At 50.9% G+C, this 10,741-nt stretch carries 8 protein-coding genes; 2 read left to right on the top strand and 6 right to left on the bottom strand.

Going from position 1 to position 10,741, the window contains the following annotated elements:
* Nucleotides 1-246 precede the first annotated feature (246 nt).
* Nucleotides 247-384 (top strand): hypothetical protein, encoded by a 138-nt coding sequence (locus ABD852_RS23080; protein ID WP_425568816.1) that lies wholly within the window; start codon nucleotides 247-249, stop codon nucleotides 382-384.
* Between the two features lie 109 nt (nucleotides 385-493).
* Complete coding sequence (rlmF, locus tag ABD852_RS14990; protein ID WP_345030316.1) at nucleotides 494-1,378, top strand: 23S rRNA (adenine(1618)-N(6))-methyltransferase RlmF; 885 nt, start codon at nucleotides 494-496, stop codon at nucleotides 1,376-1,378.
* A gap of 194 nt (nucleotides 1,379-1,572) precedes the next feature.
* Here rlmF and ABD852_RS14985 read toward each other — a convergent pair whose 3' ends face one another.
* The 6 genes from ABD852_RS14985 to ABD852_RS14960 all read right to left on the bottom strand — a co-directional run bounded on the left by ABD852_RS14985 (nucleotide 1,573) and on the right by ABD852_RS14960 (nucleotide 10,684).
* Entirely contained in the window at nucleotides 1,573-2,520 is a 948-nt protein-coding gene (locus ABD852_RS14985) for a hypothetical protein (RefSeq protein ID WP_345030313.1), read from the bottom strand.
* 81 nt (nucleotides 2,521-2,601) lie between these two features.
* Nucleotides 2,602-3,567, bottom strand: coding sequence for an IPT/TIG domain-containing protein (locus ABD852_RS14980; RefSeq protein WP_345030310.1), 966 nt, complete (start codon nucleotides 3,565-3,567; stop codon nucleotides 2,602-2,604).
* A gap of 23 nt (nucleotides 3,568-3,590) precedes the next feature.
* Complete coding sequence (locus ABD852_RS14975; protein ID WP_345030307.1) at nucleotides 3,591-5,345, bottom strand: RagB/SusD family nutrient uptake outer membrane protein; 1,755 nt, start codon at nucleotides 5,343-5,345, stop codon at nucleotides 3,591-3,593.
* Nucleotides 5,346-5,356: 11 nt separating this feature from the next.
* A complete protein-coding gene (locus tag ABD852_RS14970) occupies nucleotides 5,357-8,707 on the bottom strand; it encodes a TonB-dependent receptor (protein WP_345030304.1) in 3,351 nt (1,116 codons plus the stop codon).
* A 187-nt stretch (nucleotides 8,708-8,894) separates the two neighbouring features.
* The gene (locus ABD852_RS14965) at nucleotides 8,895-10,082 is read right to left on the bottom strand and encodes a FecR domain-containing protein (protein WP_345030302.1); all 1,188 of its coding nucleotides are present in this window, start codon (nucleotides 10,080-10,082) and stop codon (nucleotides 8,895-8,897) included.
* 68 nt (nucleotides 10,083-10,150) lie between these two features.
* The gene (locus ABD852_RS14960) at nucleotides 10,151-10,684 is read right to left on the bottom strand and encodes an RNA polymerase sigma-70 factor (protein WP_345030300.1); all 534 of its coding nucleotides are present in this window, start codon (nucleotides 10,682-10,684) and stop codon (nucleotides 10,151-10,153) included.
* Nucleotides 10,685-10,741 lie beyond the last annotated feature (57 nt).

The following is a 10,741-nucleotide window of genomic DNA, read 5'->3' as shown; positions in this document are numbered from 1 at the left end:
TCCGAAAAAAAAGACAGCCGGAAGCAGACTGTCTGCTCTAAACATAACAACCAAAAAACAAACAATTAATGGTTATGATACTATACAATTAAAATGCGTCATCAAAAATAGCGCAGATCCGGGGAACCCTTTCTTTAAAGAGAAGTTTATCGTTACTAAGACATTGCTAAGTCTGTAGGTCTTTAGATGTCTTATTAGATTAGTACCGGATAAAATGTCATATTGCCTGACAATCCCTGAGGTCACATCCACCTGGACCACCATCACTGCATGGAGATCGTGGCATTAAAGGGAAAAGCCGCGGTGCTCGAGGAGCTCGCCCGGAAATTAACGGCCGTCAAAGGAGTAGAGCATGCCCAATTGTGTGTCACGAAAGGAATTTAGCCCAAGCCGGAAGCTACCGGATCACTTGACAATTCCGGTGACGGGCAAAAAATCCCGGCCGCCCACACCTATTGTCCGATCCACTATTTTTGTCATTTGAAACACTCGTATGTCAAGATCCGGTAAAAATCATCATCCGAACAGCAGGCATAATCAGCCATATGATTTTAAGAAGCTGGTAGCGGTGGTACCTGAATTGAAGCCGTTACTGGTAAAGAACCCGGCAGGTCAAACTACTATTTTGTTTCACGACGCCAACGCGGTCAGGTTGCTCAATAAAGCGTTGCTGCTATCAGAATATGCCATTACGTATTGGGATATACCGGCCGGACAGCTTTGCCCTCCGATCCCCGGCAGAGCAGACTATGTTCACTACCTCGCCGACCTGATCGCCGCGGACGGAGCAACAAAAGATAAAAATATTCTGGACGTCGGAGTGGGATGTAGCCTGATCTACCCCATCCTCGGCGCCGCTATCTACGGCTGGTCCTTCGTGGGAAGCGATGTAGCGGATGAAGCGTTGACCAATGCCCGGAAAATTGTGGAACAGAACGCGCTTTTGCGTTCCCGCGTTACACTGCGCTTGCAAAGAGACCAATCGCTGGTCCTAAAGAATATCATTCAGACCACGGATTATTTTGACGCAGTTATGTGCAATCCGCCGTTTTTCAAATCAAAGGAAGAAGCTAACGCACAGTCTAACCGGAAGCTGGTAAATCTCGGCCTCCAAAACGGGAAGGGGCAACGCAATTTCGGCGGCCGGAGTAACGAACTATGGTACCCCGGCGGAGAACTTCGGTTTGTGTCGACGATGATCAAAGAAAGCACACTTTTTAAAGAGCAGGTGGGCTGGTTTACCTCGCTGATCTCCAACAAGGACAATCTCCACCCCCTGCAGAAACTTCTGAAAAAAAACGCCGCCGAAGAGATCGAAGTCGTAAAAATGCAGCAAGGGAACAAGCAAAGCCGGTTTCTGGCATGGAAGTTTGCTTGAGTATTTCGACTCAACCCGATAACTCCTGCATGAACGCAACGCGCTTTGGTAGTCTTTTGAAGCCATTTAATTCTCTCAAATACGCACAAAAAGGCGCTAACTATTCTCCCTGGGCCGAAAATGACGGCACCCGAATGCTACAAACGCATCCGTACCGTCATTTTCGGCTTAGAAATACCGGTTAAATTTTATCTTTATTGTTTAACCGCGCGAATGTCGAAGCCCTTGAACTCAAAACTGACGTCAAACGTCCCGGGAACTTCCCAACCGATGTTCATCCCGGAAATGGCCAGATCAGCGTCCGCCGATTGTGTCAGATAACCTCTTGCCCGCGCCAGTGTAAGCGCCTTGCGAATTTCGGGATACAAGTCTTTGTGAATTGTCTTCCATTCCCTGTCGTGAAAGCTTCCATTCATAAAATCACGACTCGCGAGGCTATAGATAAACTTTCCTGTGGCATCGTCTTTTCCGACATCTTTTGCAGCGTAAACTTCTGATTCCCGGAACCGGTAGTCGTAGAAAGGCACGCCAAACCACAGGTAGTCCCGGTAACCCGCTGAATTCGGATTAAGGTCCTGGACAACCAGAAACAGCTGAAACTGCGCCGCATGAAGTCCCTGGTTAAATTCTTCGGCTTTCATCTTCATTTCACCCGCCACAAGCCTGCCGGAGAATTCGAGCCACAGGTTTTTCAGCTCGGCAAACCTTACCTTCTCCGGGAACGACTGCTCAAGCAATAAGTGCGGCCATCCCTGACCGGGTTTTCTCGGTGCGCTGTACTCCGCGCTCGCTTCTACTTCCAACCGTACCAGGCAATCTTTTTCGAGTCTCTGAAAGGATATCATCTTGCCCCTGTCCCGGTAGATGCTGACACCCTCCGTCTGCTTCAGCCGGTCCTGCGACAAGGGGTATTTACTTTCCCATTCTGCCAGCGACCACAACGGTGCGCCGGACTGCTTTTTGAACGGGTATAAAGATTTTCCCGTCGCGACATTTACGCTATTTGTCCCTTTCAACGACACCCCTCCGGCAAACCCGCGATCTGCGATAAGGGAGAGGGTATCTGCCTTCTGGCCATGCGCGCTTCCTGCCAAAAGAACAAACAAATACAAACACTGGAGGATAAGTATAATTGGTTTCATTGGAATGATTGCGATGGGTTGTTTGTGATGTAAACGGGGTACCCGGAGACGCCTAAACGCCGCTCCGGGTACCCGCCGTAACTACAGTAACTCTACCGAAACATTGTCGAACCAGATATTCACCGGATTTGACAATCCAAAAAAATAGAACCCCGGGACGCCACCCGAATACGGGTTTTCATCCGTTACGGTACGGTCCATAATTTGGGTATTTGACGCAAGATTGGTCACCTTAAAGAGAAACTGGCCGGGAATGGAAGAAGAAATTTCGATTCTGAGCGGTACGCCTGCCTGAAACTCCGGGATTCCTTCACTAAACACCACCCTTGCCCAGTCATTCAACCCCGCCGGTCCCGTTTTCAGGAACTGCACGAGCCCGCCGTTCATCCGGAGCAGGTAAAATCGCTTTCTGTCTTCCTGGGCATTAAAAACAACTCCGGAGAACGACCCTTCCGATCCGTGCGTATCGACTGTCATCTTAAAGAAATTTCCATCGCCGGCTACCAGATCAAGTCCTTCCGGTTCAAAAAACATCAGGGATTCGATGCCACCTTCTTTGGCCGTTACTTTGCCGTCCGCAAGCGCAAAACGTCCCTGGGTGATTCTCCACTCCGGGCCAAACGGTCCGGGCGTAACCGACGGGCCGGCAGGACCGAATCCCTGCCTTTCAAAAAGATCTTCAAACTTCCTGATCCGGACGAGCGAAAGAATCCTCCGGTTGGAGATTTTACCATTGCTCCTCACCGAAATCCCTACCTGTTTGAGGTCAAGTTCCGGTATCTTAACCTGTATTTCTGACTCCGAAGCCGATTCTATCGGCACTACGGTCTGGTTGAATTTCACTTCGTTTTTACCAATATCGGGCGAAAAGTTCGTTCCCCTGATCGTCAGGATACTCCCGGGCATCGCGTTAGCGGGTGTAAATTCGAGTATCCGCGGGATCGGCGCCGTGTTCACAGGCAAGCCCGTTTCTTCCCGGTCGCAACCTGTCATCAGCAATACAACGAGTGCCAGGACCCGCTTGCAATATTTTATTATTGTGCTCATTTTGTTCGGGTTAAAAGCTAAAACTACCATCCGGGATTCTGTTCCCACAGCGGCATCAGGATCAACTCACTCAACGGAATCGGGATAATGAGGTGGTTATCCGTCCAAGACTTTCTTCTTCCGGCAATCATTCTCTTTCCTGAAAATGAATTCCCGTTTTTTGTCCATTCTATTCCGGTCGTGAGCTTATCCGTTTTGTCGAGAATTTTCCACCGCCTCACATCCCAGATGCGGTGTTCTTCAAAAGCCAGCTCGACCTGCCGCTCCCGGCGGATCCGTTCGCGCATTTCGTCCTTGGACAAGCCCGGTTTAAGACCGGGCATTTCCACCCGAGCCCTTACCGTGTTCACCGCATTGTAAACTTCCTGGGTCGGACCAAACGCCTCGTTGGCCGCTTCTGCATAGTTGAGATAAATCTCGCCCAGACGGTACTTTTTAAACAGTGCCGTACCGGAGTTCGGGTCCAGTTGCTTGGGATTGCGGAATTTTCTCAGGTAGTAGCCATTCCGGGTACGCTGCATCAGGTTTGAAATGCCGTCGGCCCCGCCGAGGTAGGACTGAATATAATACGGCTTCCCGTTTACCTCTCCGTAGTAGGCATTGTTGTACCAGACTGTGGCATAAAACCGTGGATCACGGTTTACATAAGGATTCGCTTCGCTATAGCCGGAAGCGGCGTTGATGATCGGGCGCATGTGGTCTTCATCGGCGTAGCCCAGGATAGCCGGTTCTCCGTTTTTCATGTCATATGCATCAACCAGCTCCTGCGAAGGGCTACAACCTGCTTTGTCGCCGCCCAGTGTGGGAATTGCATGCATTCTGAACATCAGGTGGCTGAATTCATAGGACCGGTAGGGCTTAATTTCGTAGATGGTTTCTTTATCAGACGGATTGGCGTTCAAATCGGACCGTGAGTAAAAATAGGCTTCATAGTCGGGGTGCAGCGCGAAACCCGCGTCCGACAACTGCTCCAGGCTCAGGCGCGATGCTTCTGCGGCCGTCTGCCACCGGGTTTGGTCGCCACCGGTATTCCACAGGGGGCTCGCGCCGAACAGCGTCGCCTGCGATCGAACGGAATGTGCCACCGCTTTCGTAAATCTCCCCCGCTCGGGCTCTGCGGTAATCCGGTAAGGAAAATAAGGTTCGGCAATCGCTTCTTCGCAGTTTTTACTGATAAAATCCACGCACTCCCAAAAAGACTGGCGCCGGAGTTCCTCGAACTTATAGGTATCGGTAAAGGCCTGGTCTACCACCGGCATGCCGCCGTACATCTTGATCAGTTCCAGGTAAAAGAAAGCGCGCAGCGTTTTGGCTTCCGCAATGAGCCGCGATTTCATCTGCGGATTGGCAAAAACCGTTTTTCCTATATTGGCCAGAAAAATGTTTGTTTGCCTGATTCCGGCCCAGCTTTTCCTGTAGTAATGCCCGTTGGCCTCCGTACTGTTCGCCCCTACCGATGCGTATATATCCATCGGGTTCCAGTTGGGTCTTAGCTCACCGTTGTACCACCTTGAAGGCGCTCTGCCCATATCCTGCGGAAAATCATTGTCGTGTGCTTCGTCCGAATAGCCAGCGAGCATCGTCCAGTAATCGTACGCAGTGCCGTAGTGATTCAGATTGTCATAAACGCTGTTGAGATATTCGCCTGCCATCATTTCATCGTTAAAGACTTCTTCAAGCGTAAGGCGGCCGTCAGGCATAATATCAAGCGGATCCTTGCCGCAACCGCTCAAAATCAGAACAGCGAAGGCCAGTATAGATCGGATGAACGTTTTCATATAGTTATAAATCAGAAGGTTATATTAACACCGGCATTAAAAACACGGTAAACAGGGTAGCTGAGCGAATTGCTTACTTCCGGATCGAAGTCTTTTGTCCGCATTTTGTCCCAGGTGATCAGATTGAAGCCGTTAAGGTAGACCCTCACATCCTTGGCGCCGATTTTTGAAACCAGGCCAACCGGCAGGCGATACCCGATTTCGGCATTTTTCAGCCGAACAAAACTGCGGTTTTCGATGAAAAATGAGTTAAAGTCCTGCTCGCTTACCGAACCGCCTGTACTAAGGCGCGGATACAATATTTCCTCGCCGGCAGCAGCCCGCTCCGGCGTCCAGGCTTTCAGATGGCGCTCACGGAAATCGAAATGGCTCATTGTACCAAATGCAGACAGGGGTGCCGATACATTGAAGACGCCCTGGAACAGAACAGACAGGTCAAAATTCCGGTAAGTGACATTAAAAGCGCTGCCGTGGGTATACTCCGGAATACCCGAAAAGCCGATCGGAACCTGGTCGCGCTCATCGATGAGACCGTCTTTGTTGACGTCGGCGTACTTAAGGTCGCCCGGGCGTGCGGTGTAACCTACGTAAGTCAACCCTTCTTTCGATATTTCATCATAGCTTTCGTAGTATCCGTCGCGCAACTGATAACCGAATACTTGTCCGAGACGATAGCCCGTCTGACGGTACCGATAGGCATAGTCGGCCGGATACTGAAGCTCATCCGCGAAAACGACTTTGTTTCTGGCGTAGTTGAAATTGAGCTTCGCCAGGACCGACCAATCCCGGCTCAGCCTTCGCTGGTAGTTCAGTTCCACCTCGTACCCCTTGTTTTCGACGATTCCCATATTCACGGGTGAAAGTCTTGAAGCGGGGATACCGAATACAATGGGGATCGACTGCCGGTTGATCAGGATATTGTTGCGTCGCTCGCTGAAAACATCTACCGTCAGGTTGAGGTGTTGAAACAACCCGAGCTCAAGCCCGAAATTGGCCTTTTTCGCCACCTCCCACTGGATAAGCGGGTTCCCGATATAGTTTTCATTAATTTTTCCGCCCCGGCCCAGCGAGTAACTGAACCCTCCGCCCGTTGCACGTTGTATGTCGTCGAGATACAGAAAACGGCGCCCGCCAAGCCTGTCGCTGCCCACCCGGCCATAAGAAGCCCTGAGTTTCAACATCGAGATCACGGGATTGCTGGCAAGGAAAGGTTCGTTACTGAGTACCCACCCGCCCGAAATTGTCGGGAAAAACCCGTACCGGCGTCCTTTGGCAAACTGTTCGGAACCATTATAGCCGGCGTTGAATTCCACAAAATATTTGTTGTCGAAAGCATAGGATCCCCTGAAGGCAAGTCCACGCAGGTTGTAGGGAAGCCGGTCGTTGGGCAGTACGCGGTTTTCCTGCTGGGCGAGCAGCATCCCGGTGAACGCATGTCGGTCCTGGAAGACCCTGTGGTAATCGGCGGAGAACTGGAAGTTAAAGAATGACTGGAAATTCGAACCGCTGGAAATACTCAGCGGCGTATTTTCCGCTTCCAGCAGAATCCGGGTATACTGGACGCTGTCCATTCCCATGTGATTGGGCGTATTCGGATCTATTACCTGTAACCATCGCTGATAGCTTCTTCCGGCCGACAGGTTGTAAATGGTGCGGGTGTCAAAAGAAACCATAAATTTTGCGGACAAACCTTCCGTCAAAGCTTTCAGATCCTGTTTCAGGCCCCACGAGGCGGTAATATTGTTCCGTGTCTCCTGTTGATAGCCTGTCCGGTTGATCAGCGCCCAGGGCGACTCATTGTAATTGCCTGGTCCCACAAGCACCTCGCCTGACGGCGTAAGCGGCCCGGGCAATACGACGGGAAAATAGCTGTAGGTACGACGGAAGATTTCGCCGCTACTCACATTGGGGGAATTCACCCGTTCGAAATAACCGGCAGCGTTCAGAAATGTGGTCAGGGTACCTGCAGTGTTTAGCTTCGCGTCAATATTGGAGCGGAAATTGTAGCGTTTCAAAAAAGATTCCGGATTATAACTGGTGACATCCGGGCTCACTTTCCATTGTCCGCCCTGGTCGAGAAAACCGACGTTCACGAAATACTGAACGAAATCGCCACCGCCCGACAGGTTGAGGTTATACCGCTTCTGAGCGACAAAATCTTTGAAAAGCATCTTTTGCCAGTTGTTGTTCGGATAGGCTTCCGGATATTCCTGGTACAGGAACCGGTCGAGCGCGTATTCCGAATACGGCGGCTGGTTGACGGGGTCGTCGGGGTCAATATTCGGGTTGTCATTGCGCCAGGCTTCATTTTTCAGTCGCGCCCAGTCATAGGACGTCAGTACAGTAGGTGAACGTGTAAAATCCTGTAAACCGAATTCATAGGTAAGTCCTATGGAGGGTTTCCCGCTCACCCCTCTTTTGGTGGTCACCAGGATCACCCCGTTTGCTCCTCTCACCCCAAAAAGCGCTGTGGAAGAGGCATCTTTCAGGATCGTTACGCTTTCGACCTCATTCGGGTCGATATACGTCATTTCCCGCTCAACTCCGTCGACCAGGATGATCGGAGCCGTACCATTTAGTGTTCCGGTTCCGCGGAGAAACAAAGCGGTATGATCGCGCCCGGGTTCACCGCTACGTTGCAGCGCAGTTAGTCCCGGAAGCCTTCCGGCGAGTGTCACGGCGAGGTTGGCCGCCGGACTTTGCTTGATTTCTTTTGTCTGGACCGACGCGATGGCGCCCGTGACCGTAATTTTACGCTGTGTTCCGAATGCCACGACGACCACCTCGTCGAGCGACTTTTCATCCACTTCCAGCGAAACGTCGAGACTTGTCCGATTGTTTATAGGGATTTCCTGGGTTTTATAGCCCACAAATGAGAACACCAGGACCCCCTCTCCGTTGTCGAGCTCCATTCGATAGTTACCGTCAAAGTCCGTGGTAATTCCCCGTTGTGTGCCTTTGAGCATAATGTTTACACCGGGGAGCCCCTCGCCTTTTTCATCTTTGACCCTTCCTTTTATGTCGTGCAGCACAACCGGAGCGGCTACCGGTGCGGGCGCCCGCCAATTGGCTTTGGGCTTCACCACGATGGCGCCGTCGACCACCCTGTACGTCAATGGCTGGTCGCGGAAGGTTGCCTCGAGAATCTGTTCCAAAGTGCCGTTCTCGATCTGAATAGTGACCGGACGGGCATTTCGGATTTGGTCATTACTGTACAAAAACTGGTAGCCGCTTTTCTTGTTCAGCATGACAAATACCGTTTCGATTGAAACGTCCCTGAGATTGAGGGAAAGCTTTTGGGACAAAGCGCTGGCGCTTACCTGCATGCAGGCGATAGTCAGTAGTAGAATACTTATTTTCATAAGCATTATCAGGTTGGCACAACCGGATAAATTCCCCGATCGAAATTTTAGAAATAGCCTTATTTGCATACTTTTGTATGGTTAGGATTTTCGCGATACGATGTTATTTGAAGGTCCTTTCTTACCGGCAACGGTGCAACGTTGCCGGTTTCCTGCTCCCTACTTCCTTCGGGCGACAGACGAGTTACTATCTTGCTTCTGTTATTTTTACTTTCCCGTTTTTAAGTTCAAAATGGTATTCACCGGTTTGCTCCAGCATTTTCAACACACTGGAAAGCGACTTATCTCTTGAAATGGAGCAGGTAAAATGCTTATCGCCCACTACCCCAGCTCTGTCGATCTCAACACCGTACCACCGCTCAAGTTTCCTAGCAATCTCCGATAACGGCCTGTTTCTAAAGTGGAAATAGCCGTTTTTCCAGGCAACGGCCTCGTCTACGTCTACATTTTTCACGGTAAGCCTGTCGTCTAAAACAGCCTGCTGACCTGGTCTGATCACCTTTGATAATTGCGGCCCGGTACTGACGCTTACACTTCCCTCCAAAAGCGTGGCTGCGGCCGGTTCATTGGGGTAGGCGAGCACATTGAAACGGGTACCGAGAACCTCTATTTCTCCCCTCCCCGTTTCTACCACAAAGCGCTTACGCCGACCATCTGTACTATACTGGCTTGCCACCTCGAAAAAAGCTTCGCCTTCCAATACCACCCTCCGCTCGTCATCTCCGAAGCGCACCGGAAATCGTAAAGAAGAAGCAGCGTTTAACCAGACCCGGCTACTGTCAGGCAGAACCAGGCGGAAATACCCGCCTGCTGGTGTTGTCAGGTTGTTATATGCGATCGGCCCAGACGCCGGCGTCGCCCCGGACAGGTAGCTTACCTGATCTTTTTCTTTTGTTAGTTTTATCCCGGCATCGGCCTGTACCGCTCCCTCCGGAAGCTCGTCGAGCACCAGCACCGATCCATCGCCAAGCGTTAGAAAAGCCTTTTCCTTTCCGGGCGCAACGTCGTGATCGGCGAGGACCGCAACAGTGTTTTGTTGTGTTTTCCTTTTCGTCTGTATAGGACGGTAAACTGTATAGGCCAGAATCAATAACACCGCGGAAGCCACCAGCCAGCGCCCGATCCGGAATAAACGTTTTGGCTCCTCCGGTACGAGACGGGCACGAACGCCTTCCCAGGCCGGGTCGACCTTGAGTTCTGAGAGTATATCAAGACTTTCCTCCCGTCTTTCTTCGATCCGGTGAAGGAAAGCTTCATGCGCCGGATCTTCTTCCAGCCAGCGTGCGAGCTCATCCTCGTCTGCTTCCGAAAGACTACCTTGCAGGTACCTGGCCAAAAGGCCCGCTTTTTTTATATTTTCGTCGTTCCAATCCATCCGGTTTTGCTTAGATAGTGTTAAGACACTTATCCTTCGCAAACGAATTAGTCAAACGAAAAAAAAACTTAATCGAGAAAGGGAGTGAGCAGCAGGAACATTTCAGGATCTAGATACTGCTTCAAAAACTTCACAGCCCGCTGTTTGTGTGATTTTACCGAATTAACGGTTATTCCCAGTTCAGTTGCAATTTCCTCGTTGCTTTTCCCTTCAAGATGCGTCATGCGGGCTATTTGCCGGCAAACCGGTGGTAGCATCGACATTGCCTTGTGCACGATAACCATCGTCTCCGCTTCGAGGAGATGCTCCAGAATAGTAGGTTCGGACGGCAGCACCAGTTGAATCTGCTGGTCCGCAAATCGCCTGGCAACCTCGCGATGCCGCACCGAATTCAGTGACGCATTCCGGATGGTCGTATAAATATAGCTCCTGACGGCCTGCAGATCCGCCGACACCGCCTCACGCTGGTCCCAGTACTTCACAAAGGCATCCTGAACAATATCTTCCGCCTCTATGCGACTATCAACCAGGCGCATGGCAAAAAACACCATTGCGTGGTAGTTTTCCCTGAACAACATTTCCAACTGCGCCCCGGTCACCATTGGCCTGACTTTAAATTAATCGAGGATACTATAAGCGCAGGCCTGCCCGGATTTACT

It is taken from the genome of Ravibacter arvi (assembly GCF_039540405.1).
In the GTDB taxonomy this organism is placed as follows: domain Bacteria; phylum Bacteroidota; class Bacteroidia; order Cytophagales; family Spirosomataceae; genus Ravibacter; species Ravibacter arvi.
The sequence above is the reverse complement of the archived record's forward strand: the minus strand, read 5'-3'. Positions and strand labels throughout refer to the sequence as shown.

Coding starts and splice junctions, on each gene's coding strand:
- rlmF (WP_345030316.1), top strand. CDS start 494: ATGTCAAGATCCGGTAAAAATCATCATCCGAACAGCAGGCATAATCAG.
- ABD852_RS14985 (WP_345030313.1), bottom strand. CDS start 2,520: ATGAAACCAATTATACTTATCCTCCAGTGTTTGTATTTGTTTGTTCTT.
- ABD852_RS14980 (WP_345030310.1), bottom strand. CDS start 3,567: ATGAGCACAATAATAAAATATTGCAAGCGGGTCCTGGCACTCGTTGTA.
- ABD852_RS14975 (WP_345030307.1), bottom strand. CDS start 5,345: ATGAAAACGTTCATCCGATCTATACTGGCCTTCGCTGTTCTGATTTTG.
- ABD852_RS14970 (WP_345030304.1), bottom strand. CDS start 8,707: ATGAAAATAAGTATTCTACTACTGACTATCGCCTGCATGCAGGTAAGC.
- ABD852_RS14965 (WP_345030302.1), bottom strand. CDS start 10,082: ATGGATTGGAACGACGAAAATATAAAAAAAGCGGGCCTTTTGGCCAGG.
- ABD852_RS14960 (WP_345030300.1), bottom strand. CDS start 10,684: ATGGTGACCGGGGCGCAGTTGGAAATGTTGTTCAGGGAAAACTACCAC.